A 23192-nucleotide genomic window follows, 5' to 3' on the forward strand; every position below is an offset into this window, starting at 1 on the left:
GATATGAGACCTGGCAGGGTCGCCCTCACACGGGGAGGCGCGGTGCGCGGGAAGCAGGCGTCGCAGGGTGCCCGCCGGGTCCGGGAGTTCGAGGCGTTCGTCGCGGGCGCGGCAGGGCGGCTGCTGCATGCCGCGACGCTGCTCACGGCCGAGGCGCCGGACGGCAACCCGCGCGCACGGCGGCTGCTCACCCTGTCCCTCGCCCACACCTACGCCTGCTGGGACCGGCTGCAGGGCGAGGACCCGTACGTCCGGGCCCGTACGTATCTGGCCACCCGCTTCGCCCGTGAGACGGCCTGGCACCGGCAGCGGAGCCTGCGCCGGGACCGCCCGCGCCCGGGCGGCACCCTGGCCGCGCTCACCGCGCAGGAGCGGCTGGTCCTGGTGCTGCGCGTGTTCGACGGTGTCGCCGAGGAGCAGACGGCGGCCCTGCTGGCACTGCCCGTGGAACGCGTCCGCACGATCTGCGACCGCGCCACCGCCACACTGCTGCACCCGCCGCGCGGCCCGGCACCCCCGGCGGCACCGGCGAAGGCCACGGCACCATGAGGCCCGCGCCGGGACGGCACCGCGACACACCACCGACGACGGACCGCGCCACAGAGAAGGACGGGGCCCTAGAGAAGGACAGGGCAGTGGAGACGGACAGGGCGATGGAGACGGAAGGGACGGCGGAGACGGGCAGGACCGCGGAGACGGGCGGGACCGCCGCCCGGACCGCACACGGGAGGCCGCGATGAACCGGCCCGAACGGGAGGCGGCCGTACGGCGGATCATGGCGCGGTCGGCGCCGCCGGTGCCGCCGGGCCTGGCCGCGGACGCGGTCCGCCGCGGCGAGGCGAAGCTGCGGCACCGCACCGCCGCCCGCCGGCTGATGTGGCTGCTGCTGACCGCCGCGGCCGTCGCCCTCGCCGTGTGGACGCTGACCGCCCAGCCGTGGGCGGAGCCGCCGTCGGAGACGACTCCGCCCCTGACGGGCTGGTGAGCGGCGCGCAGCGGCGGCGAGGCGCGCGGCTCAGCCGAGCGCCTGCTGCAGGTCCTCCAGCAGGTCGTCGACGTTCTCGATGCCCACGGACAGCCGCACCAGGTCGCCCGGCACCTCCAGGGCGGAGCCCGCGGCGGAGGCGTGCGTCATCCGCCCGGGGTGCTCGATCAGCGACTCGACGCCGCCCAGGGACTCACCGAGCGTGAACACCTTCGCGCGGTTGCAGACCTCGACGGCCGCCTCCTCGCCGCCCTGCACCCGGAAGGACACCATGCCGCCGAAGGCCCGCATCTGCTTGGCGGCCACCTCGTGACCGGGGTGCTCCGGCAGCCCCGGGTAGAGCACGCTCGTCACGCGCGCGTGCCGGGTGAGCATGTCGGCGATCCGGGTGGCGTTCTCGCTGTGCCGGTCCATGCGCACCGCGAGCGTCTTGGCGCCGCGCAGCACCAGCCAGGAGTCGAAGGGGCCGGCGACCCCGCCCATCGCGTTCTGGTGGAACGCCAGCTCCTCGCCGAGCTCCGGGTCGCCGACCACCAGCGCCCCGCCGACCACGTCCGAGTGGCCGCCCATGTACTTGGTGAGGGAGTGCACCACCACGTCCGCGCCGAGGGACAGCGGCTGCTGCAGGTACGGCGTGGCGAAGGTGTTGTCGACGACGAGCTTGGCGCCGACGTCCCGGGCGGCCTGCGCGACCGCGGCGATGTCGGTGATGCCGAGCAGCGGGTTGGACGGCGTCTCCACCCACACCAGCCTGGTCTTCGGGGTGAGCGCCGCCCGCACCGCGGCCGGGTCGCCGGTGTCGGCCACGGACCACTCCACGCCCCACCGGGTGGCGACCCTGGCGAAGAGGCGGAAGGTGCCGCCGTATGCGTCGTTGGGGATCACCACGTGATCGCCGGGGCTGAGCAGCGTACGCAACAGGCAGTCCTCGGCCGCCAGTCCGGACGCGAACGCCAGGCCGCGTCGGCCGCCCTCAAGGGCGGCGAGGTTCTCCTCCAGCGCCGTGCGGGTCGGGTTGGCGCTGCGGCTGTACTCGTAGCCGCCGCGCAGGCCGCCGACACCGTCCTGCTTGTAGGTGGACACCTGGTAGATCGGCGGGACGACCGCGCCCGTCAGAGGGTCGGCGGTGTTGCCCGCGTGGATCGCGAGCGTCTCGAAGTGCTGACTGATGTGCCTGTCACTCATGGGCCCGAGCGTAATGCGCCGGAGCGGTTCGCGACGGGCCATGGGGCCGACGGAGTTTTCCACAGGTTCGGGGGGCAGGTTGGCCAAGTGTCGGCACGGTCTGGTTCGCTGGGGGCATGGAGATTCTCTGGGTCCTGATGGCCCTGGTCATGCTGGGCTTCGTGCTGCTCACCGTTCTGCGGCGCAGGCGCGGCATGATCGAGCAGGTGCCGCCCGGGCATCCGGACGCCGCGGACCCGGCCGACTACGGCTTCGTCCGCGAGGAGGAGCTGGACATCCGGATGCCCGGCCCCGACCAGGACCTGCTGGACGTCCTGGACCTGGTGCAGCGCACCGGGGACCACCGCGCGGCGCAGCAGCTGCTGGCCGGCACCGAGGCGGAGGGCGAGCGGCGCTGGCAGCGCGTCCAGGCCTTCGCCGGTGCCGCCTCGCTGGAGCTGGCCCAGCGCCCGGGCGGAGTCGGCGAGACACCGGGGGGTCAGTGGCTGCGAGTGTGGCGGGCCGAGGCGCCCAAGGACGCGGGCGGCGCGGCGGTGCACGCCGAGTTCCTGGTGCAGCAGGCGTGGCGGACGGCCGCGCCCGGCACCGACGAGTTCCGGATCATCATGGAGGAGGCCAGAGCGGCGTGCGGCGAGGCGGCGCTGCTGGCCCCCGGTGACCCGGTCCCGTACATCGTCGAGCTGTCGGTGGCCCGGGGCCTCGGCTACCCGCAGCCGGAGTTCGAGCAGCTGTGGCTGAAGATCCTGGACCGCGCCCCGTCCCACATGGGCGCGCACCTGGCCGCGCTGCACTACTGGTGCGAGAAGTGGCACGGCTCGCGCGACCTGGCGTACGCGTTCGCGGAGGCCGCGGCGGCCCGGGCGCCCCGGGGTTCGCTGCTGGCCGCGATGCCGCTGTTCGCGGTCTTCGAGCACCTCCCCGACGTCAACCTGGTCAGCGGCTTCTACCGGAGCGAGGTCGTCACCAGGGCGATCCACGGCGCGCTGCACGCGGTCCACTCGGCCCGCCCCGACGACCCGATGCAGGCGCACGTCCGCCATCTGCTGATCTTCTTCCTGGTGCGCGGCGAACGCTGGGCGGAGGCCATGGACCAGCTGCTGGCCGTCGACGGCCATGTGGGCGCCCTGCCGTGGACGCTCTCCGCCGACCCGGCCGCGGAGTTCGCGGTCTACCGCGCCCTGGCGGTCGCGGGCTACGAGGCGAACGGCGGCAGCCCGGCGACCCTCCCGCACTGAGCACGGCCCGCTACGTCCCGGGCCCGGAATTCCACCTGCGGTTCGGACGTTGACCACACCGTAGCCCCGATTGGAGACCGCATGTTCCTGAACAGCCGCACGCCCCAGCTGCCGACCCCCGAGCAGGCTCTCCGGGGCCGCCCGGAGCCGGCGTTCACGGTCCCCGACCGCCACACCGTCCTCGGCAACGCCCTCCTCGGCCCCTACCCCGAGGGCCTGGAGACCGCCGATTTCGGCCTGGGCTGCTTCTGGGGCGCCGAGCGCAAGTTCTGGCAGCTCCCGGCGGGAGTCTGGACGACCCTGGTCGGCTACCAGGGCGGCCACACGGAGAACCCCACCTACGAGGAGGTCTGCTCGGGCCGGACCGGGCACACGGAGGCCGTGCGGGTGGTCTACGACCCGAAGCTGATCTCCTACGAGAGCCTCCTGAAGACCTTCTGGGAGTCCCACGACCCGACGCAGGGCTTCCGCCAGGGCAACGACGTCGGCACCCAGTACCGCTCGGCGATCTACACCCGCTCGCCCGCCCAGGCCGCCGCGGCGGAGTCCTCCCGCCAGGCCTACGAGCAGGTCCTGACCGCCTCGGGCCACGGCACGATCACCACGGAGATCCTCCCCTCCGAGGGCCGCCCCTTCTACCCGGCGGAGGCCTACCACCAGCAGTACCTCGACAAGAACCCGGCAGGCTACTGCGGCATCGGCGGGACCGGCGTGAGCTGCCCGATCGGGATCGCTCCGGCGCCGGAGACCACGGACAAGTAGGCCGTGGGCACGAAGAGCGTGGCACCGGCAGTCCGCGCGGTGCCGCGCCTGGCGCTCTCCGTCGCCGCCAGCCGCAAACGGGAACGACGCGGCATCTGCAGCCGCTCCACGTCCCGTGAACGGCGTGTATTTTCCCCGCGAGACCGTCAGATCATCAGCGGCAGGGGATCAGAGAACCAGTTCGCCTGCGAGGTCGGATGGTTCAGATCGACTGTGTAGCCGGAGAGACGCTTGTCAAGTCCCAGATGCCCGGTGTACCTGCCACGGGACTCGCTGCTCCAGGTAACCGTGATCACGACGTCGTCACCGCTTACGACTCCATCGCAGTCCCCGCGGTTGCTGTTGTGGAACGCGTCTCCGGAGATGCGTTCTCCGCTCTGATCCAGGTTGAAGTACACATCGGCGCCGTTCGTCTGGTGAGCGGCCCAATGCCCTCGCACATCAACAGCCATGGGTAGCTCCTCCTGGGCACATTCGGAAAAGAAAAGATCCCCCTCTGATATGGAGTGGCGCCAACGACAAGTCGCAACCGGTGCGTTGCTCGACGTGGCATTTCCACTCCCACATCTCAGATTCTCACGTCTCTGCCCAGGATGCATCCCGGGTACCTCCGCTTTCGCCGTCCGGTCGGTCGGGTTACGCTCGATATTCGAGGCATTGGGGGTCAGATTCCGGTCTCGGAGGTCGCTATGGATGTCACCGTGGGGACATTCAACCTCAACAACCTCTTTTCACGGTTCAACTTCCGGGCAGAGATATCGGCTGTCCATCCGGTCGACGACGAGGGTCGGCTGACCTCCAGTTATGTCTTCGACGACCCGGAGAAGGTGCGGATCCGTACCTACAAGGGCAGGCTGGTCAAGGGAAAGGACCCCGGGGCGCAGCAGACGGTCGCCCGGCGGATCCGCGAAATGGACCTGGACATTCTCGCCGTGCAGGAGGTCGAGGACATCGACACCCTGCGGTTTTTCGTTGCTCAGCACCTCGGCGGCGCATACCCGCACCTCTCGCTCATCGAGGGCAATGATCCCCGCCTTATCGATGTCGCCGTCCTGTCCAAGTTCCCGTTCGGGGCGGTGACGTCCTGGCAGCACGCGGTCCATCCGGACCTGCCCGGTGAACGCGTCTTCAGCCGGGACCTGCTGGAAGTGCACATCCTGGATCCCCGGGACCCCGACAGACAGCTGCTGACCGTCTTCAACAACCATCTCAAGAGCCAGTTCGTCGACCCGGCCACCGACCCCGAGGAGGGCAAGCGGCTCAACGACGAACGCCGCACCCGCCAGACGGACACCATCGTCCGGATCGTCGCCGAACGGACCCGCCCCGACGGGCGCTACATCGTGCTGGGCGACATGAACGACACCCCTGACGCACCGACGCTCGCCAGACTGGGCGAGCCGACACCCCAGTCGAGCCTGACGGAGGCGCTCGCGCATCCGGAGGAGACCCGGGCACCCAAGCCCGACGATCCTCCGCCGCCCGCCTCGGGGTCGTGGACCCATCGGTTCAAGGAGACCGGACAGCCCGCCGACTACGAGTTGTTCGACCAGATCTGGCTCAGCAGGAGCCTCGTGGCGCGGCACAGGAGCTCCCATATCGACCGACGTACCAGGCACGGCGGTGACGGATCGGATCACGATCCCGCCTGGGTGGTCCTCGACCTCTAGTTTCTTTTCCCCTTTTCCATACCGGCTTCGTTCCGGCTCGAGCACCGGCGGAGGGAAGACTCATGCCCTTGAAGAACTACGGAGTGCTGGCGTGCAAGGTCATCGACCGGCGCCGGGAAGGGGCGCCCGACGACACCCCGCACTACCAGCTGCACCTCACCGACGACAGGGGCACGCACTACCGCGGCGCGGTCAACGTCCTGTCCCAGCAGGCTCCTTCCGAGCTGCTGTTCCTGGCCGACGACGACTTCCGGCACCCCGTGACCGCGCAGCTTCCGCCGGCGGGCAGTGGATGGACGGAACTGCCGTCGCGGCCGGGCACGGCGAGCCTGGACTTCATCCGTGGCAACCTCTTCGCCCCGGAGTCGATGCGCGAGCTGCCTCCCGATGTGGCCGGGCCGGACAACGACCTGTCCGACAGGCTGGACCACTACATCGAGCGTGCCATCGGCGATCCCACGGCCGCGCTCTACGTCTTCGGCGAGCGATGGGGACCGGAACGCGGCAAGCGCGACAAGGTGTTCGACTTCGAGCCCGGCAACGGTGTGCACGACATCCACATGAACCAGGGCAGCGTAGGGCGTTTCCGGCCGACCAACGGAGTCTGGCAGGACGGCGCGCTGATCCTCCACTTTCCCGCCGAGTCCCGCTGGGCGGCCGTGTTCCTGGCCTTCCAGTCCCAGGCCTGGCACACCGACGAGCAGACCGGCCACCCCATCGAGACGGCCCCTGCCCGGCCCGTCCGGGGCGAAGCCGCGGTACGCATCCTGGCCGCCATGGTCAACCCCAGGGGCCCGGCGCCGGAGCGGGAGACGGTGACCCTCATCAACGCCTCGCCCGAACCCGTCGACCTCCAGGGCTGGCAACTGGCCGACAAGAGCGATCACATGCTTCCGCTGCCCGCGGAGCACGTCGCCGCGGGCGCGACCGTGGTCGTCGAGGGCGGCAACGGTTTCGCGCTCGGCAACCGGGGCGGGGCGATCACGCTGCTGGACCCGTCCGGGCTCAAGGTCGACGGAGTGTCGTACACGGAGGCTCAGGCACGCCGCGAGGGCTGGACGGTGTCCTTCTGACCGGGCGGACGCGCTCCTCGGGCCGTTGTCAGTGGTCGGTGCTTTCATGGAGCCATGACCAGCAGAAGCGTCGCAGTGGAGCGTCGTATTGCCGCGAGCCGGGATGCCGTGTGGCAGGCGCTGACCGATGTCCGGGGCATGGAGCGGGTGCTCGGCGGGGTGTCGAGGGTGGAGGTCCTGACCGAGGGGGACTTCCGCGTCGGCACCCGGTGGCGGGAGACCCGGCGGATGTTCGGCAAGGAGGCCACCGAGGAGATGTGGGTGACCGCCTGCGAACCGCCCGAGCGCTATGTGGTGGAGGCCGAGTCGCACGGCACCCGCTATGTCTCGGAGTGGGTGCTGCGGGCGGAGGGGGCGTCGACGACGGTCCGTATGACGTTCAGCGGGCAGTCGGTCGGTGGCTCTCCGGGGCTGCTCGCCAGGATCCTGGGAGGGGTGGGCGCGCGGGCGGTGCGCAAGGCCGTGACCAAGGATCTGGACGACATCGCCGCGGCGGTGGAGGGCGGGCTCGGAAGCTGAGAGCGGTCCGCGACCGGGCGGCCGGCGGTGCCGTCCCGGGCGTGGACGGACCGGTGCCGCCCGGTCGGGCAGGTACTGCCGGGCCCGGCAGTCCGGGCCCGGCCTGCCGGTCAGATCGTCGCCGTGTCGATCACGAAGCGGTAGCGGACGTCGCTGCCGAGGACCCGCTCGTAGGCGTCGTTGATCTCGGTGGCCGCGATCAGCTCGATCTCGGCGCCGATGCCGTGCTCCGCACAGAAGTCGAGCATCTCCTGCGTCTCGCGGATGCCGCCGATGCTGGACCCGGCGAGGGTCTTGCGGCCGACGATCACCGAGAACAGGTTGAGGGAGACCGGCTCCTCGGGGGCACCGACGTTCACCAGCGCGCCGTCCGTCTTCAGCAGCCCCAGGTAGGCGCCGAGGTCCAGCGGCGCGGAGACGGTGGAGACGATCAGGTCGAAGGTGCCCGCCAGCTGCTCGAAGGTGACCGGGTCGCTGGTGGCGTGGTAGTGGTCGGCGCCCAGCCGCAGCCCGTCGTCCTTCTTGCGCAGGGACTGCGACAGGACGGTGACCTCGGCACCGAGGGCGTGCGCGATCTTGACGGCCATGTGGCCGAGTCCGCCCATGCCGAGGACGGCGACCTTCTTGCCGGGCCCGGCGTTCCAGTGCCTCAGGGGCGAGTAGGTGGTGATGCCGGCGCAGAGCAGGGGCGCGGCCTCGTCCAGCGCGAGGCCGTCGGGGATGCGGACGACGTAGTTCTCGTCGACGACGATCTTCTGCGCGTAGCCGCCGTGGGTGGGCTCGCCGTCCCTTCCGATGCCGTTGTAGGTCATCACGGCACCGTTGGTGCAGTACTGCTCCTGGCCTGCCCTGCAGTTGGCGCACTCGCGGCAGGAGTCGACCATGCAGCCGACGCCGACGCGGTCGCCGACGGTGTACTCGGTGACGCCGGCGCCGACCTCGGAGACGACGCCGGCGATCTCGTGGCCGGGCACCATCGGGAAGATCGCCTCGCCCCAGCCCTCGCGGGCCTGGTGGATGTCGGAGTGGCAGATGCCGGCGAACTTGATGTCGATCAGGACGTCGTGTTCGCCGACGGCCCGCCGCTCGATGGTGGTGCGCTCCAGCGGAGCCTTGGCGGCGGGTGCGGCGTATGCGGCGACAGTGGTCATGCCGGATCTCCGTGGGTGTCGTAACGAGGGGTACGCGTCCAGCCTGCAGCCGGTTGCGATCGGTACCCAGACCACGGTTCTGCCTACGTCCAGCGTGCCTACCACTGGCGGGGACAGGCTGGTGGGCGTACGTCGGTGAATACTGGAGGGCATGGATGAGCAGCCCGATCGTGTACCGGAGAACCGGGTGCCGGGGAGCGGCGGGTCCGGGGCAGGTCTGGACCGGCGGGCCGAGCTGAGCGAGTTTCTGCGCACCCGGCGTGCCCGGCTGAAGCCGCAGGACGTGGGGCTGCCGTCGTACGGGCGGCACCGGAGGGTGCCGGGGCTGCGGCGGGAGGAGCTGGCGCAGCTGGCCGGGGTGTCGGTGGCGTACTACACGCGGCTGGAGCAGGGCAACGGGCGGAACGTGTCGGCGGAGGTGCTGGACTCCATCGCCCGCGCGCTGCGGCTGACCGATGCCGAGCATGCGCATCTGATGCATCTGGCGAAGCCGAAGCAGCAGCGGAGGAAGCCGGCGGCGCGGGCCCAGCAGGTACGGCCGGGGCTGCGGCAGCTGCTGGACTCGATGGAGACGGTTCCGGCGTATGTGGCGGGCCGGCGCTCCGACATCCTGGCGTGGAACCGCATGGCCGCGGCGCTGTTCGGGGACTGGGGCCGGCTGCCCGCGCAGGAGCGGAACTGGGCGCGGCTGGTGTTCCTGAACCCGGACTACCGCGAGCTGTTCGTGGACTGGGACCGGAAGGCGTCCGACATGGTCAGCTATCTCCGCATGGACGCAGGCTGCCATCCGGACGACCCGCGGCTTTCCTCGCTGGTCGGGGAGCTCTCCGTGAAGAGCGAGGAGTTCCGGCGGCTGTGGGCCACGCACGATGTGAAGGAGAAGAGCCACGGCGTCAAGCGGATGCGTCATCCGCTGGTCGGCGAACTGGCCCTGTCCTTCGAGACGTTCCGGATGGTGGACGACGCGGACCAGTCCCTGGTCACGTACCACGCCGAGCCGGGCTCCCCGTCCGCGGAGGCACTGCGGCTGCTGGCGAGCTGGGGGACGGACGCGGCGGTTCCGCTCACCCGGTGAGGACCGGCCCGTCCGGGGCTCCGGGGCTCCGGGGCTCCGGGGCTCCGGACGGGCCGTTCACCCGGTCCGGCTACCTGCCGGAGTAGGCGCCGTAGATCGTGATCGTCGAGGTGTTGCCCTTCCTGTCGGCGATGGCGGCGCGGAAGGAGATCGACTTGCCCTTCGCCGGGTTCCTGACCACGATCCCGCCCTTGACGACCTTGGTCTTCTTCCAGGTCCTGCCGGAGTCGTAGGAGATGTGCACGGTCAGTGACCTGAGGTTCCCGCCCGCGGCGGCTCCCTCGACGGTGACCGGGATCCGGACCTTCCTGCCCGCCGGTGCCCTGCTGTCCAGCCCGGTGGCCGCGTGGAAGCGGGCCGTGGCGGCGGGCAGCTGGGTGAGCTCAGCGGTCTTCCCGGAGCGGAACGTCCAGCTCGCGTCGATGCGGCCGGAGGCCGCCGCGACGTCGGCGCTGCGCCGGACCGACGTGGTCAGCCGGTACGAGGCGGCACCGGACGGGACGGTGAACTCCTCGTCGCCGAAGAGCGGGTCCTGGTGGGAGCCGATCTTCTTGCCGTTGCGGTGGAGGGTGGTGGTGACCGAGGTGAAGGCCGAGGAGCCCGCGTGGCCCTTGCCGTCGGCGAACAGCGGGACGACGCCGGTGATGGTGTTGCCGTCGCGGAACAGGCCGAAGTCGGCGGTCAGGCGCGGTCCGAAGACGGCCGTGTTGACGGTCGTCGCGTAGTTCCGGCCGGGCCGGTACGTCTGCGGGGCGCCGAGCGTGTAGTAGGCCTCGCTGACCGGGAAGCCGTCGGCGTCCTTCCCACCGTACTGCTCGAAGCCGATGTCCCAGCGCACGCCGCCCTGGGTGGACAGGTGCAGGGTGCGGGTGCCGGGCAGCGGCTGGGCGATGCCGAGGCCGGAGGCGCCGTTGCTGCCGGGCAGCTCGCCCATGGCGGTGACGGCGCCCTCCTTGCCGCGTGCCGAGGCACCCAGGCCGGTCTTCAGCGTCGCCAGGTCGCCCTTCCGGTAGTGGCGGGTGTAGCCGGTGGCGAGCTGCTGGACCGTGCCCCCGGCGACGGTGTCGTACTGCTCCTTGCCGCCCTTGGTCCAGTGGCCGTCCCACTGCTGGTGCAGCGAGCCGTCGGTGATCCGCGGGCCGAGGTGGCGGGTGCGGAAGTTGTCGTAGGAATCCAGCCACCAGCCGAAGGAGCTGGTGGACTCACCGGTCTCCACGGCGAAGTCCGCCGAGGCGAACACGGACTCGGCGCGCTTGTCGGGGACGGTGATGTTCACCGGCCGCGCCGTGCGGGCGTCCAGGGTGATGCTCCGGTTCCGGGTGACGTCGAGCCTGGGCTGGGCGAGCCAGTCCGCGCCCTGGTAGGTCGCCGGGTCGTCGCCCGCGTAGATCGCGGAGTTCAGGACGTAGCGGCCCTTGGGGACGCGGGCGGTGACGGTGCCGTCGGCGTCGTACGGCGTGTACCACTTGCCGGCGGCCAGGCCGGTGAGGCCGGTCAGGTCGGTGGAGTAGTGCGCGGCGGGCCTGCCGTCGCGGCCGACGGCCTTGAGCGTGACGTCGTACGACTCCACCTCGCGCTGTACGGCGGCTGCCGTGCGGACGCTCTGCCCGCCGCCGGTCGCCGTGACGTACGCCGAGTAGGCGCCGTCGACGGTGCCGCCCAGCCTGGTGTCGGCGGTGAGGCCGACGGAGGCCCGGCCTCCGGCCGGGACGGTGACCTTGCGGGCGCCGAGGGTGAAGAAGCCGGCCGGGGCGGGTTTGCCCCTGGGGTCGGTCGCGGTGGCGGAGAGGGAGAGCGTGACGTCCTTGCTGCCCAGGTTGCGGTAGGTCAGCCGCTTGGTGACGGGCTTGTCGTCGGTGTGCGGCCACTGCTGCACACCGAAGCTCAGGGACACCGGGTCGGCGATCACGGTCTGCCGGCCGGCCCGGTCGGCCTGGATGCGGCCCGAACCCTGCTGGAACGGGGTGTACTTGCCGCCCTTCGCGGAGCCGGTGAGGGCGCCCTTGAGTTCGGTGGACGTCCAGTCGGGGTGCTGCTGCTTGAGGAGCGCCGCGGCACCCGCGACATGCGGGGTGGCCATCGAGGTGCCGGAGATGGTGACGTATCCGGCGGGCTTCTCGCCCTCCTCGCGGGCGATGAGGCTGTCCTTGGCGGAGGCGGCGGTGATGTCGACGCCGGGGGCGGTCACATCGGGTTTGACGGCTCCGTCCAGTCCGGGGCCGCGGCTGGAGAAGTCGGCGAGCCGGTCCTGGTCGTCGACGGCGCCCACGGTGAGGGCAGCGGCGGCGCTGCCCGGGGAGCCGACGGTCTGCTCGCCGTCGCCCTCGTTGCCGGCGGCGATGGCGAAGAGGATGCCCTTCTCCGCGGACAGTCTGTTGACCTGCGCCTCCAGCGGATCGATCTCCGGGGTGTCGGCGCCGCCGAGGCTGAGGTTGACGATGTCGGCGCCCTGGGCGGCGGCCCACTCCATGCCGGCGAGGATGCCGGAGTCGTCGCCGTAGCCGTCGTCGCCGAGGACCTTGCCGTTGAGCAGCTCGGCGCCGGGGGCGACGCCCTTGAACTTGCCGCCGCCCTTGGCGCCGGTGCCGGCGGCGATGGATGCGACGTGCGTGCCGTGACCGTACCGGTCGGTGGCGTCCGGCGAGGCGGAGAAGTTCCCGGACGCGACGACCTGGTTCTTCAGGTCGGGGTGGCCGGTGTCGACGCCGGTGTCCAGGACGGCGATCCTGACGCCCTTGCCGTCGTAGCCGGAGGCCCAGGCCTTGGGGGCGCCGGTCTGCGGGACGGACCGGTCGAGGCTGGCCCTGCGGACGCCGTCGAGCCAGACGTGCGCGATGCCGGCGGCGGTCCGCTCGCCGTCGGTGACCGCCTCCCACAGCTCGGGGGTGCCTTCGTGCGGGGTCTGGACGGCGTCGGCGTTCAGCGACTTCAGGGTGCGGCGCAGGGTGCCGGCGTCGCGGACCTCGGACCGGGCGCCGGCGGCGGCTCCCCGGTATCCGACGATGACTTTGAGGCCGTCCCGGTGTGCCTTGCGGGTCGAGGCCTCGGCGAGTTCGGTGATGTCGAAGAGGCGCCGGTCGAGCTTGCCGGTGGCGACGAGGCGGGCGGCGTCGGCCGGGACGACGAGGGTGTGGCCGCCCGTCCTGCGGATCTGGACGGGTATGTGCTCGCGTCCCGGGGCCCGCTCCATGCCGGTGACGCGTCCCTGTGCGTCGACGACCACGCGGTCGCCGGTGATCAGTGTGACGCGCTGCGGGGCGGTCACCGTGGGGCGCGCGGCACCGGCCGCCCGCTGCCCGTCGGCCGTCCGTTCGTCGTCGGCCGCGGCCGGGCTGGTCGGGCCCGCCGCGAGGGCCACGGCCGCCGCTGCGGCGATGGTGGCCGTGCACGCTTTCTTCCCGTGTCTGCGCAAAGTTCCCCCTTGCGGAAGTCCGGGTGACGGGACGTCACCCGTCCGGGGGCGGTCTCGTACGCGTGCGCGCACCCCCCGGAGGACGCAGTATGCCGAGGGGTGATCCGCCGCTCAACGGAGTGGCGCGCGCCGGGCGGAAGGGTGCGGAAACCGACGGGTGGCCGTAACGCGATCGCGTGAACTCCGTTACGCGGCCGCCGGGTTGGGCTTCGGCCGAGGGGACGCCGGCCGGGTCCGGGGCGGCAGGGGCCGGGTGCGAGGGCATGGAAGACGACCGCCGCCGCCCGGCCCGTGGGGGCGGACGGCGGCGGGGTCACGTGCGTGGAGCGGGGCGCCTCAGAGGGCCGAGCCCGCCTTCCACTGGGCCCAGTCCATGTTCCAGCCGTTGAGGCCGTTGTCCGGGGCGATGGTCCTGTCGCCGGTGTTCTGGACCACGACCACGTCGCCGACCATGGAGTTCTCGTAGAACCAGGAGCCCGGGGTGTTCGGGTCGTCGGCGCCCTTGGTGTCGGCGAGGCCGACGCAGCCGTGGCTGGTGTTGGCGTTGCCGAAGATGGACTTCGCGCCCCAGTAGTTGCCGTGGATGAAGGTGCCGGAGGTGCTCAGGCGCATGGCGTGCGGCACGTCCTTGATGTCGTACTCGCCCTCGCCGTCGTCGTCGGTGAAGCCGACCGTCGCGCCGTTCATCCGGGTCTCCTTGAACTTCTCGGAGATCACCATCTGGCCTTCGTAGGTCTTGTTCTCCGGGGAACCGGCGGAGATCGGGATGGTCTTGACGGTCTTGCCGTCCCGGGTGACCTTCATCTGCTTGGTCTTGGCGTCGACGTAGGAGACCTGGTTGCGTCCGATGGTGAAGCTGACCGTCTTCTGCTGCACGCCGTAGACGCCTTCGGCGCCCTCGACGCCGTCGAGGGCGAGCTTGAGCGTGACGGTCGAGCCGGCCTGCCAGTAGTCCTCGGGGCGGCAGTCCATGCGCTGGGTGCTGAACCAGTGACAGGCGACCTCCTGGCCGCTGCTGCTGGTGACGGTGACGCCCTTCTGGACGTCGGCCTTGTTGGTGATCTCCTTGTCGAAGTTGATCGACACCGGCATGCCGACGCCGACCGTGGTGCCGTCGTCCGGGGTGAAGGTGCCGATGAAGCTGTTGGCCGGGGAGACGGTGGTGAACGAGGCGTTCTCGTGGGCGGCGCGGCCCTCGGAGTCCTGTGCGGTCGCCGTCACCTTGTAGGTGGTGGACCGCTCCAGCTGTCCGCTCGGCTTCCAGCTGGTCTTGTCCGCGGATATCTCGCCGCTCACCTCGGTGCCGTCCACCGTGGCCATGGTGACCTCCGTGAGCGTGCCCTTGCTCACGGTGACCGCCGCGGAGTTGTTGATCGAGGCGTTGGCCGAGCCGTCCTTGGGGGTGATCTTGATCTGGGCCTCGGAGGCCTTCTCGGCCGCCGCCTTGTCGACCGTGGTCTGTGACGTCTCGTCCCCCCCGGCGGAATCGTCCTCGCCGCCTCCCGTACAGGCCGAGAGCACCAGAACGCCGCCGAGCAGCGCGGATGCGGCCGCCAGGCCCCTGCGCCGCTTACCGTCCGTCATCACACGTTTCTCCATCGTCACGGATTCCCGAAACCCCAAGATTCCCCCGTCATGACCTTCAACGCTACGACCGGTTCCTCCCGTTCCACACTGCCCCGACATGTGGGGCACACCACGTCCGGTGTGGTGGCGTGGGGTGGCGTACTGCTCGGCCGACGCGACCGTTGAGACGACGAAACCCCGGGCTCCGGTTGCCGCCCGGGGTCACGATTTCCCCAAGAACGTGGGTGCCGGTCCGCCGAAGGAGGTCAGTCGGCGATCCGTTCCGGGCGGCCCCCGCCCTCGTCGTATCCCGCGTACCCCGCCCCCTCCTCCTCGTCCGGGTCCTCGCCCTCCCGGCTCTCCCGGCCCTCGTCCTCGTCCTCGTCCTCGAGTTCCCAGTCGGCCGAGTCCGGGTCGTAGTCGATCTGTTCGCTGCTCCAGGATGCCTGCTGGAGTTCCACCCCGGGCACCTCGCCGACCAGGTCGAACGGGTCGACTAGATAGGCGAGGGCCTCAGCGGCGTCCTCCGCCACGGCGCTCTCCGCGTGGGCCCGTTCCGCGTCGGGCATCTCCATGTCGTCGGCGACCCGCTGCAGCGCGGCCCCGGTCACCGCCTCCTCGTCTTCGACCTCCAGCACCAGGTCCACGCGAAGGCGTACAAATCGTGATGTCTCAGGAGTGCTCATGCCCCGGAGCGTACGGCGGAGCGCTCTCGTGACTTTCCTGTGACCCGCGACTTTCACTAACATCGCCCCACATGGCCAATTCGCCAGCGCCACAAGGGGATCGATATTCCGTGTCATCCGCTCGCCGTCCGTTGCTGACCACCGCCGCCGCAGGTTCCGTGCTGTGCGCCCTGTGGTTCGTACCGTCCGCCAACGCCTCCTCGGACGGACCGGCCGGAAGCACCCCGTCGACGAGCACGTCTCCCCAGGTCACGGAGCAGGCCAGGGCCGCGTCCACGGGTACGGAGGCGGCCGGGACGGAGGCCAGACTCGCCGACACCGGCAGTTTCGACAGCACTCCGTACGTCGTCGGCGGCACCGCTTTCCTGACACTGGGCGCCGGTTTCGTGGTGTATTCGGTGCGGCGTGAGCGGCTCGGCCTCTGACGGCGACAGCGCTGACGACGGCGCATTCTTGACTGTCTTTTGACGGTCTGTCGAAGCGTCTCGCAATGATGGTGGTCTTCCGGGCCCCGGTTCCCCGCCGGGGCCCACGGCCTGTCCGGGCAGGCCCGGACCGTGTCCGGGCCCGGCGGGCCCGGTGTCCGGCCCTGTGTCCGGCCCTGTGTCCGGCGCTGTGTCCGGCGCTGTGACCGGCCCTGTGACCGGCCTTACCGCAGCGGCCCGGTGACCGTCTCCGCCGCCGCGACCAGCCGCCCGTCACGGACGAACGCCTCGGCCGCGGCCAGGTCGGGCGCCAGGTGGCGGTCGGGGCCGGGGCCCTGCACGCCCGCCTCCCGTACGGCGTCGATGACGGCCCGGGTCGCGGGGGCCGGGGTGAGTCCCTCGCGGAGCTGGACGGCGCGGGTGGCGGCGTACAGCTCGACGGCGAGGACGCGGGTGAGGTTGTCGACCGCGGTGCGCAGCTTCCGCGCCGCCGACCAGCCCATGGACACATGGTCCTCCTGCATCGCGGAGGACGGGATGGAGTCCGCCGACGCCGGTACGGCGAGCCGCTTCAACTCGCCGACCAGCGCGGCCTGCGTGTACTGGGCGATCATCAGGCCCGAGTCCACACCGGCGTCGTCGGCGAGGAACGGGGGCAGGCCGTGGCTGCGGTTCTTGTCCAGCAGCCGGTCGGTGCGCCGCTCGGCGATGGAGCCGAGGTCGGCGACCGCCACGGCGAGGAAGTCGAGCACGTAGGCGACGGGTGCGCCGTGGAAGTTGCCGTTGGACTCCACCCGCCCTTCTCCGGTACCGAAAGCCTGGGAGGCGCCCCCGGGCAGCACCACCGGGTTGTCCACCGCCGACGCCAGTTCGCGCTCGGCGACGAGCCCGGCGTGCGCGAGGGTGTCCCGGCCGGCACCGGCCACCTGCGGGGCGCAGCGCACCGAGTAGGCGTCCTGGACCCGCGGGGCGTCGTCCTGGTGATGGCCCGTCAGCCCGGAGCCCTTGAGCACGGCGAGCATGTTGGCGGCGCTGGCGGCCTGCCCGGGATGCGGGCGGATGGCGTGCAGTTCGGGGGCGAGCACCCGGTCGGTGCCGAGCAGTGCCTCCAGGGTGAGGGCGGCGGTGACGTCGGCGGACTTGTAGAGGGTGTCCAGGTCGGCCAGCGCCATGACCAGCATGCCGAGCATGCCGTCGGTGCCGTTGAGCAGGGCCAGGCCCTCCTTCTCGCGCAGCTCGACGGGCCGGATGCGGTGCTCGGCGAGCAGTTCGGCGGCGGGGCGCACGGTGCCGTCCGGACTCTCGGCCTCCCCCTCGCCCATCAGCGCGAGGGCGCAGTGGGACAGCGGTGCGAGGTCCCCGGAGCAGCCGAGCGAGCCGTACTCGTGCACGACCGGGGTGATCCGCGCGTTGAGGAGGTCCGCCATGGTCTGCGCGACCTCCGGGCGGACACCGGTGTGCCCGGAGCAGACGGTCTTCAGCCGCAGGAACATCAGCGCCCGTACGACCTCCCGCTCGACACGCGGCCCCATGCCGGCGGCGTGCGAGCGGACGATGTTGCGCTGCAGCCGGCCCCGCAGGTCGGGGCTGATGTGCCGGGTCGCCAGGGCGCCGAAGCCGGTGCTGACGCCGTACACGGGATCGGGCTTGGCGGCCAGCGCCTCCACGATCTCGCGGGCCGCGGCGAGCGCCGCAACCGCCTCCTCGGAGAGCTCGACCCGGGCGCCGCCGCGCGCCACGGCGAGGACGTCGGACGCGGTGACGCCTGCCGTCCCCACCACCACAGAGTGCATATTCATATTCAGGAGCCTACGCAGTGAATTCAATGATGTCACTAGTGCGCTGCGGGGGCACCCCTTACGCCGAGCCGCCCGCGCCCGACCGCTTCCCGGTACGCCGCTACGGGGAACGCCGCCCGCGGAACCGGCGGCGCTCGCCGTTCTCCTGCCGGGACGGCTCGTCCGCCAGCCGTACGACCGGGTCGTCGGGCCCCTCCCGGCCCGCGACCACCGGTCGCTGCGAGCGCTCGGCCTTGGCCCGGTACTGGGCGGCGTCGGCGAGCCGGAAGAGCCGACGGGCGGAGCGGACCGGGCCGATGGGATCCTCGGTGGACGCGACCCCGCAGGCGACCCCGTCGCCCAGCTCCAGCTCCCCGGCCCGGCGGCACAGCTCGCCGGCCGCCTTGACCACGGCGTCGGCCGGCGGCCCGACCGCGAGCAGACAGAACTCGTCGCCGCCGAGCCGCGCCGCGAGCGCACCCGGCACCATCGCCCCGCACAGCGACAGCACCGATCCGAACCGCTCCAGGAGCCGGTCGCCGACGGCGTGCCCACGGGTGTCGTTGACCCGTTTGAGCCCGTTGAGGTCGCAGACGACCAGGCTGACGACCACGCCGTCCCGGCGGTGCCGTTCCACGGCCTCGTCCAGGCGGGCGTCGACCGCCCGGCGGTTGGCGAGGCCCGTCAGCGCATCGGTGAACGCCAGCCGGCGCACCTCCTCCAGCCGCTCGGTCTGCGCGATCCCGGCGGCCACCACCGAGGCCAGGACGGTGGCGAAGTCCGCGTCCGACCGCGCGAAGACGGCCTCGCCCACCTGCCGGGCCACGTACAGCTCGCCCCAGGCACGCCCGTGCAGCACGATCGGTGCGACGACGCAGCAGCCGCGCCCGCGGCGGCGCAGCGCGGCGACGCGCTGATGGACATAGCCGGGGCGCCCGGCGGCCGGCCCCTCGGCGGTCTCCACCCAGGCGTCGGGCTCGCCGCCCCCGGCCCACCGCTCGTGCAGGAACTCGGTGATCTCCGCGAACTGGTGCACCGGATAGGACTCGTCCTCCGGGAACTCCTCCTCGTCCGGCGCCCGCTCCCCCACGTTCACCAGGACCCGGAGGCGGCCCAGCTCCCGCTCCCACACCGACAGGGCGGCGAAGCTGCCGCCCAGCGCCCGGCAGCCGCCCAGGGCCGCCGCGCGCCACGCGTCGCGCGAGCTGTGCGCGGCGGCCATGCCCTGCGCCAGCGCGACAACGGCCGTGAGCCGCCTGTCCTCACCCATCACCCCAGATTAGGGATATTCAGGATGAAACAGACATTGTTTCCGGCGAATGGCGCTTTCCCGTACGAACCGGTACGGCCGTCACCCACCCCGGCCGGCAGGGCTACTCGCCCGGCCAGCGCGGCGCACGCTTCTCGTTGAACGCCGCCACCCCCTCCGCCCGGTCCCCCGAGAACGCGACGGCCCGCCACGCCGCGTCCTCCACCTCCAGCCCGGCCCGCAGGTCCAGCCCCTGCCCGAGCCGCAGCGCACGCTTGGCCGCGCGCAGCCCCACCGGCGAGTTGGCGGCCACCCGGCCGGCCAGGGCCAGCGCCTCCTCCCGGTCCCGGCCCTCCTCCACCAGCTGGTCGACGATCCCCAGCTCGCGCGCCTCGGCGGCCGCCACCCGGCGCGCGGTGAACACCAGCTCGGCCGCGCGCGCCGCCCCCACCCGGCGGGGCAGCAGCTGGGTGCCGCCGCCTCCGGGGATCACCCCCACGGACACCTCGGGCAGCCCCACCACGGCGGTGCGGTCGGCCACGATCACATCGCAGGACAGCGCCAGCTCGAAGCCGCCGCCGAGGGCGAACCCGTGCACCGCCGCGACCGTCGGCATCGGCAGCTCCAGCACCGCGGTGTACGCGGCGCGGGTCACCGGCCGCTGGCGCAGCAGGTCGGCGTCGCTGAAGGAGTTCCGCTCCTTCAGGTCGGCCCCGACGCAGAACGCCCGCTCGTGCGTCGAGGCCAGCACCACCGCCCGGACGTCCCGGTCCCCGGCCAGGGCGGCACAGGCTTCGGTGACCGACCGGGCCATCGCGGTGGACACGGCGTTCATGGCCTTGGGCCGGTCGAGGGCGAGCTCCGCGACATGCCCGTCCCCGTGCCGCCGCACCACGACGAACTCTCCGAACCGCTCCTCGCTCATGACACCCCTCCGGGTTAACGCGGGTTAACAAGGTCGACGGCTCCGATCATTGCAGGCGGTCCGGCACGGGGAAAGCCCGTCCGGAAGCCGCCCGCGGACCGCCGCCGCACCCTCCGCCCACCCGTTCGAGTGACATCACCGCCACTCTCGCGCCCCGTACCGCCCCGAGCGCATAGCGTGCGCCCCACCACGGCGCACCGGGGGACACATGCGCACCGGGGAGGGACCATGACCACGACCGACACACGGGCCACCGCGCGGGTCACCGCGAAGGACACACAGGCCGGCACGTCCGGCGCGCCGGACGGTCCGCCGCAGCGCCTCTGGGGACCCCGCGGGCGCCACCGCCGGCCCCGGCCCCGCAAGGTGCTGCTCGCCGCCGGCGGTCTCACCCTGGCGATCGGCGCGCTCAGCCTGGTGCGGTCGGTCTCCGATCCGGGCGCAGGCCCGGGCCGCTACGACGCGGCCGAGGCCGAGCTCCGCACGGAGACCGGGCTCGGCACCGCCGCTGACACCGCCGGCACCGCGGGGACCGCTGACACCACGGGGACCACGGGGACCACGGGGACCACCGGGAGTTCCTCCCGAACCGGTGTCGGGACCGACCGGGCGGCCCGGACCGCCGCCGGCGCCTCTGCCACGCCCCGGCCGGGTCCCTCGGCGCCCCCCGCCCTGAGCGCGCCGGGCACCCGGTCCGCCACCGCCCCCGTACCGGATCCGGCCGCGAGCACCGCGGCTCCGGTGCCCACCGCGACGGCGGCGCCCGCCGCCCCGCCCACTCCGCGTCCGCCCGCCGCCGGGCCCACGCCGACCGGCGGGCCCCAGCCCGAGGCGCCCCCGGCGACACCCCCTCCGCCCCGGACGGACACCCCCGCGCCCCCGGGCCCGGGTGCACCCGCCCCGGCTCCGGACCAGCCGGGCCTGTGCGTACCGGTCATCGGTCTCTGCGTCGGCCTGCCCGACTGAGCAGCACCGGGAGCTACGGCTCCGCGCCCCGCCGGGTCAGCAGCCACGGCTCGACCACGCCCAGGCCGCGCACCGGGCGCTGCCACATCGGCTGGAGCCCGAAGCGGTACGCCGGCGGCTCCTCGCCCTCCTTCTCCGCCGCGGCGATCCTCTCCGCCGCCTCCGTCTCGGAGGACGGGGCGTCCCCGGTGCGGATCAGCTCCTGTGCGAAGGCGGCGTCGACCAGGACGGCGTCGCGGGGCGCTATCGAGGTGAGCCGCGAGGCCAGGTTGACGGTGCTGCCGAAGACATCACCCATCCGGGTGGTGACGGTGCCGAACGACATGCCGACCCGCAGCTCCGGCATCGTCTCGTCGCCCGCCATGGTCTCGATCAGGCGCAGCGCGATCTCCGCCGCCGTGCCCGCGTCGTCGGCGGCGTAGAGCACCTCGTCGCCAAGGGTCTTGATCAGCCGGCCACCGCGCGCGGCCACCAGGTCGGCGGCGGTGGTCTCGAACGCCTCGACCAGTTCGCCGAGTTCCTCCTCCTCCATCCGGCGGGTCAGCCGGGTGAAGCCGACGAGGTCGGCGAAGCCGACGGCGAGGCGCCGGTCGACCATCTCCTCGTCGTCGGCGGCCTGGACGACCCTGCCGGTCGCGGCGGCGAGCTGGCGCCGCCAGACGTAGACGAGAAACTCCTCCAGTTCCGGCAGGAGCAGCTCGACCAGGGGGTAGGTGACCTCGGTGCGGGTCATGCCGGGCTCGGGGGGCTCGGTCAGGCCTTCCAGGAAGGAGTCGATCTGCCAGTCGGCCAGCCGGGCGGTGGTCTGTCCGGTGGAGCGGGCCACCTGCACCGCCATGGCCTCGCTCAGCAGCCCGGCCTCGACCAGACCGGACAGCCGGCGCAGCGCGAGGACGTCGGCCTCGGTGAGCGCCTTGGCCTGCCCGATGTCGGCGAACCCCATGGCCCGCCAGAAGCGGGTGGCCAGCTCCACGGAGACCCCGGCGCTGCGGGCAGCCTGGAAGGGGGTGTAGCGGCGCTCGGCGCCGAGGATGAGGTGTTCGAGGCGGAGCGCGAGCGGGTCCTCGCCGGAGTCGTCGGCGGACTGCGGCTCCACCCCGCCGTCTCCGTCCGTGCCGGAGCCCGTGTCGTCGACGGTCACGCCTGCTGCCCTTCCGATCTGCCGCGGTCAGATATCGACCGGCCCCAACTTTACGTCAGCTGTGGGCCAGCTCACTCCCGAAGAGCATTGCGCCGCCCGCGGGCAGTCGTACCGCCGCGCACCCGAGTCGTACCCGTGCGCGCGGGCGCCTGTCGTACAGCCGGGTGCCCACACCTGCCGAACCTGCGCGCCACCCGCCGGACCTGCGCGCCCCGCGCCACGAACCGGGGCATGCCCGCGGCGGTCTCCCACCCCTGCACGCGCACCCGTGGCAGCGCTGCGACACCGGGGTGCCGCCGGGCGTCGGGGTACCGCTGGACGCCGTGGTACCGCCGTGCGCCCGGGACGCCCTCGTGCCGCTGCGCGACGCGCCCGCCGGACCGCGGGGCGCCCGCGCGCCGTTCCGCCGCCCGGCCCGTCCGCGTCCACGCACCAGCGCGCGCCGCATCCCCGTGCGCCCGCGCCGTCGCGCTGCCGAACGCCCCCGCGCGGCTCACGCCGTCCGCAGATGGACGATGTCCCCCGCCCCGACCGGCTCCTGCATGCCCGCCTCCGTGGCCAGCACGAGTCGTCCGTCGCCGTCCACGGCGACCGCCTCGCCGACCACCGACCGGTCGCCGGGCAGCTCCGCCCGGACCACCCGTCCGAGGGTCGCGCATCCGGCGGCGTACGTCTCCTGCAGCCCGCTCACCGACGGGTCCCCGCCGGCCGACCGCCACCGTCCGTACCACTCCTCCAGCGACCGCAGCACACCGCGCAGCAGCGGGTCCCGGTCCGTGCTGACCGCCCCGGCCAGTGCCAGCGACCCGGCCTGCGGCACCGGCAGTTCGTCGGTGCGCAGGGTGACGTTGATACCGACGCCGATGACCACACCGTCGCCGCTCGCGCGCTCCACGAGGATGCCGCCCGCCTTGCGCTCCTCGTCCCCGATGCTGACGAGGAGGTCGTTGGGCCACTTCAGGGCGGTGTCGACGCCTGCCGTCCGGGACAGCCCGGTGGCCGTCGCGACGCCGGTGAGCAGTGGCAGCCAGCCCCAGCGGGCCACCGGCACCTCGGCCGGGTCGAGCAGGACGGAGAAGAACAGTCCGGAGCGGGCGGGCGCCGTCCACTGCCGGTCCAGGCGGCCGCGCGCGGCGGTCTGCTCCTCGGCGACCAGCACGGCCCCCTCCCGCGCAGCGCCCTCGGCGGCGCGGGCGACCAGGTCGGAGTTGGTGGAGCCGGTGCGCTGCACCACGTCCACCTGTGTCCACAGCCCTCCCTCCCGTACCAGCCCGCGGCGCAGGGCGGTGGCGTTCAGGGGCGGACGGTCCAGATCGGACCAGCGGCTGCTGCTGTCGTCTGAGGCATCTCGCGGCGTCATGCAAGCCACACTAGGTGTGGGAAAGACCG

General features: G+C 72.5%; 21 protein-coding genes. 10 read left to right on the plus strand and 11 right to left on the minus strand.

Features of this window, described 5'->3' with window-relative positions; translation table 11 throughout:
• Nucleotides 1-42 precede the first annotated feature (42 nt).
• Both V5O46_RS23525 and V5O46_RS23530 read left to right on the plus strand, forming a co-directional pair.
• Nucleotides 43-549 carry a sigma factor-like helix-turn-helix DNA-binding protein gene (locus V5O46_RS23525; protein ID WP_332886660.1) on the plus strand — a complete coding sequence of 169 codons (507 nt, stop codon included), beginning with the start codon at nt 43-45 and terminating at the stop codon, nt 547-549.
• A 187-nt stretch (nt 550-736) separates the two neighbouring features.
• Complete coding sequence (locus tag V5O46_RS23530) at nt 737-985, plus strand: hypothetical protein (protein ID WP_332886661.1); 249 nt, start codon at nt 737-739, stop codon at nt 983-985.
• Between the two features lie 30 nt (nt 986-1015).
• Here V5O46_RS23530 and V5O46_RS23535 read toward each other — a convergent pair whose 3' ends face one another.
• The gene (locus tag V5O46_RS23535) at nt 1016-2170 is read right to left on the minus strand and encodes a cystathionine gamma-synthase (RefSeq protein WP_332886662.1); all 1155 of its coding nucleotides are present in this window, start codon (nt 2168-2170) and stop codon (nt 1016-1018) included.
• 116 nt (nt 2171-2286) lie between these two features.
• Here V5O46_RS23535 and V5O46_RS23540 point away from each other — a divergent pair, with 116 nt between their 5' ends.
• Together V5O46_RS23540 and msrA are read left to right on the plus strand one after the other, a co-directional pair.
• Nucleotides 2287-3405 (plus strand): hypothetical protein, encoded by a 1119-nt coding sequence (locus V5O46_RS23540; protein ID WP_332886663.1) that lies wholly within the window; start codon nt 2287-2289, stop codon nt 3403-3405.
• A gap of 81 nt (nt 3406-3486) precedes the next feature.
• Complete coding sequence (gene msrA, locus V5O46_RS23545) at nt 3487-4167, plus strand: peptide-methionine (S)-S-oxide reductase MsrA (RefSeq protein ID WP_332886664.1); 681 nt, start codon at nt 3487-3489, stop codon at nt 4165-4167.
• Between the two features lie 146 nt (nt 4168-4313).
• Here the strand turns inward: msrA and V5O46_RS23550 are convergent, their stop codons facing one another.
• Nucleotides 4314-4619 (minus strand): hypothetical protein, encoded by a 306-nt coding sequence (locus tag V5O46_RS23550; RefSeq protein WP_332886665.1) that lies wholly within the window; start codon nt 4617-4619, stop codon nt 4314-4316.
• Between the two features lie 249 nt (nt 4620-4868).
• Between V5O46_RS23550 and V5O46_RS23555 the strand changes: the two genes are divergently transcribed.
• From V5O46_RS23555 to V5O46_RS23565, 3 genes are all read left to right on the plus strand, one after another.
• On the plus strand, nt 4869-5837 hold the full coding sequence (locus V5O46_RS23555) for an endonuclease/exonuclease/phosphatase family protein (RefSeq protein WP_332886666.1): 969 nt from the start codon (nt 4869-4871) through the stop codon (nt 5835-5837).
• A 62-nt stretch (nt 5838-5899) separates the two neighbouring features.
• A complete protein-coding gene (locus V5O46_RS23560) occupies nt 5900-6910 on the plus strand; it encodes a DUF2278 family protein (RefSeq protein ID WP_332886667.1) in 1011 nt (336 codons plus the stop codon).
• A 54-nt stretch (nt 6911-6964) separates the two neighbouring features.
• A complete protein-coding gene (locus V5O46_RS23565) occupies nt 6965-7429 on the plus strand; it encodes an SRPBCC family protein (RefSeq protein WP_332886668.1) in 465 nt (154 codons plus the stop codon).
• A gap of 110 nt (nt 7430-7539) precedes the next feature.
• Here the strand turns inward: V5O46_RS23565 and V5O46_RS23570 are convergent, their stop codons facing one another.
• Nucleotides 7540-8580: an NAD(P)-dependent alcohol dehydrogenase gene (locus tag V5O46_RS23570; RefSeq protein ID WP_332886669.1), complete on the minus strand. Its 1041-nt coding sequence runs from the start codon at nt 8578-8580 to the stop codon at nt 7540-7542.
• Nucleotides 8581-8731: 151 nt separating this feature from the next.
• On the opposite strand from V5O46_RS23570, the gene V5O46_RS23575 reads away from it, so the two are divergent.
• A complete protein-coding gene (locus V5O46_RS23575; protein WP_332886670.1) occupies nt 8732-9655 on the plus strand; it encodes a helix-turn-helix transcriptional regulator in 924 nt (307 codons plus the stop codon).
• Between the two features lie 70 nt (nt 9656-9725).
• Here the strand turns inward: V5O46_RS23575 and V5O46_RS23580 are convergent, their stop codons facing one another.
• The 3 genes from V5O46_RS23580 to V5O46_RS23590 all read right to left on the minus strand — a co-directional run bounded on the left by V5O46_RS23580 (nt 9726) and on the right by V5O46_RS23590 (nt 15319).
• A complete protein-coding gene (locus tag V5O46_RS23580; RefSeq protein WP_332886671.1) occupies nt 9726-13067 on the minus strand; it encodes a S8 family peptidase in 3342 nt (1113 codons plus the stop codon).
• Between the two features lie 336 nt (nt 13068-13403).
• Complete coding sequence (locus V5O46_RS23585) at nt 13404-14651, minus strand: L,D-transpeptidase (protein ID WP_332886672.1); 1248 nt, start codon at nt 14649-14651, stop codon at nt 13404-13406.
• A gap of 248 nt (nt 14652-14899) precedes the next feature.
• Nucleotides 14900-15319: a hypothetical protein gene (locus V5O46_RS23590; protein WP_332886673.1), complete on the minus strand. Its 420-nt coding sequence runs from the start codon at nt 15317-15319 to the stop codon at nt 14900-14902.
• A 110-nt stretch (nt 15320-15429) separates the two neighbouring features.
• On the opposite strand from V5O46_RS23590, the gene V5O46_RS23595 reads away from it, so the two are divergent.
• On the plus strand, nt 15430-15744 hold the full coding sequence (locus V5O46_RS23595; protein WP_332886674.1) for a hypothetical protein: 315 nt from the start codon (nt 15430-15432) through the stop codon (nt 15742-15744).
• A 224-nt stretch (nt 15745-15968) separates the two neighbouring features.
• On the opposite strand, the gene hutH is transcribed toward V5O46_RS23595, so the two are convergent.
• The 3 genes from hutH to V5O46_RS23610 all read right to left on the minus strand — a co-directional run bounded on the left by hutH (nt 15969) and on the right by V5O46_RS23610 (nt 19696).
• Nucleotides 15969-17537: a histidine ammonia-lyase gene (hutH, locus tag V5O46_RS23600; RefSeq protein WP_332886697.1), complete on the minus strand. Its 1569-nt coding sequence runs from the start codon at nt 17535-17537 to the stop codon at nt 15969-15971.
• A gap of 106 nt (nt 17538-17643) precedes the next feature.
• Complete coding sequence (locus V5O46_RS23605) at nt 17644-18792, minus strand: GGDEF domain-containing protein (RefSeq protein ID WP_332886675.1); 1149 nt, start codon at nt 18790-18792, stop codon at nt 17644-17646.
• A 103-nt stretch (nt 18793-18895) separates the two neighbouring features.
• Complete coding sequence (locus V5O46_RS23610) at nt 18896-19696, minus strand: enoyl-CoA hydratase/isomerase family protein (protein WP_332886676.1); 801 nt, start codon at nt 19694-19696, stop codon at nt 18896-18898.
• A gap of 228 nt (nt 19697-19924) precedes the next feature.
• Between V5O46_RS23610 and V5O46_RS23615 the strand changes: the two genes are divergently transcribed.
• A complete protein-coding gene (locus V5O46_RS23615) occupies nt 19925-20662 on the plus strand; it encodes a hypothetical protein (protein ID WP_332886677.1) in 738 nt (245 codons plus the stop codon).
• A gap of 13 nt (nt 20663-20675) precedes the next feature.
• Here V5O46_RS23615 and V5O46_RS23620 read toward each other — a convergent pair whose 3' ends face one another.
• Nucleotides 20676-21803, minus strand: a complete 1128-nt coding sequence (locus V5O46_RS23620; protein ID WP_332886678.1) for an adenylate/guanylate cyclase domain-containing protein — start codon at nt 21801-21803, stop codon at nt 20676-20678.
• A 493-nt stretch (nt 21804-22296) separates the two neighbouring features.
• Nucleotides 22297-23163, minus strand: a complete 867-nt coding sequence (locus V5O46_RS23625; protein WP_332886679.1) for a biotin--[acetyl-CoA-carboxylase] ligase — start codon at nt 23161-23163, stop codon at nt 22297-22299.
• Between the last annotated feature and the right edge of the window lie 29 nt (nt 23164-23192).

Source organism: Streptomyces poriticola (assembly GCF_036689765.1).
Classification (GTDB): domain Bacteria; phylum Actinomycetota; class Actinomycetes; order Streptomycetales; family Streptomycetaceae; genus Streptomyces; species Streptomyces poriticola.

Bases quoted from the DNA above. Each gene is read 5' to 3' on its own strand.
- V5O46_RS23530 (WP_332886661.1), top strand. From the start codon at position 737: ATGAACCGGCCCGAACGGGAGGCGGCCGTACGGCGGATCATGGCGCGG.
- V5O46_RS23535 (WP_332886662.1), bottom strand. From the start codon at position 2,170: ATGAGTGACAGGCACATCAGTCAGCACTTCGAGACGCTCGCGATCCAC.
- V5O46_RS23540 (WP_332886663.1), top strand. From the start codon at position 2,287: ATGGAGATTCTCTGGGTCCTGATGGCCCTGGTCATGCTGGGCTTCGTG.
- msrA (WP_332886664.1), top strand. From the start codon at position 3,487: ATGTTCCTGAACAGCCGCACGCCCCAGCTGCCGACCCCCGAGCAGGCT.
- V5O46_RS23550 (WP_332886665.1), bottom strand. From the start codon at position 4,619: ATGGCTGTTGATGTGCGAGGGCATTGGGCCGCTCACCAGACGAACGGC.
- V5O46_RS23560 (WP_332886667.1), top strand. From the start codon at position 5,900: ATGCCCTTGAAGAACTACGGAGTGCTGGCGTGCAAGGTCATCGACCGG.
- V5O46_RS23565 (WP_332886668.1), top strand. From the start codon at position 6,965: ATGACCAGCAGAAGCGTCGCAGTGGAGCGTCGTATTGCCGCGAGCCGG.
- V5O46_RS23570 (WP_332886669.1), bottom strand. From the start codon at position 8,580: ATGACCACTGTCGCCGCATACGCCGCACCCGCCGCCAAGGCTCCGCTG.
- V5O46_RS23575 (WP_332886670.1), top strand. From the start codon at position 8,732: ATGGATGAGCAGCCCGATCGTGTACCGGAGAACCGGGTGCCGGGGAGC.
- V5O46_RS23585 (WP_332886672.1), bottom strand. From the start codon at position 14,651: ATGACGGACGGTAAGCGGCGCAGGGGCCTGGCGGCCGCATCCGCGCTG.
- V5O46_RS23590 (WP_332886673.1), bottom strand. From the start codon at position 15,319: ATGAGCACTCCTGAGACATCACGATTTGTACGCCTTCGCGTGGACCTG.
- hutH (WP_332886697.1), bottom strand. From the start codon at position 17,537: ATGCACTCTGTGGTGGTGGGGACGGCAGGCGTCACCGCGTCCGACGTC.
- V5O46_RS23605 (WP_332886675.1), bottom strand. From the start codon at position 18,792: ATGGGTGAGGACAGGCGGCTCACGGCCGTTGTCGCGCTGGCGCAGGGC.
- V5O46_RS23610 (WP_332886676.1), bottom strand. From the start codon at position 19,696: ATGAGCGAGGAGCGGTTCGGAGAGTTCGTCGTGGTGCGGCGGCACGGG.
- V5O46_RS23615 (WP_332886677.1), top strand. From the start codon at position 19,925: ATGACCACGACCGACACACGGGCCACCGCGCGGGTCACCGCGAAGGAC.
- V5O46_RS23625 (WP_332886679.1), bottom strand. From the start codon at position 23,163: ATGACGCCGCGAGATGCCTCAGACGACAGCAGCAGCCGCTGGTCCGAT.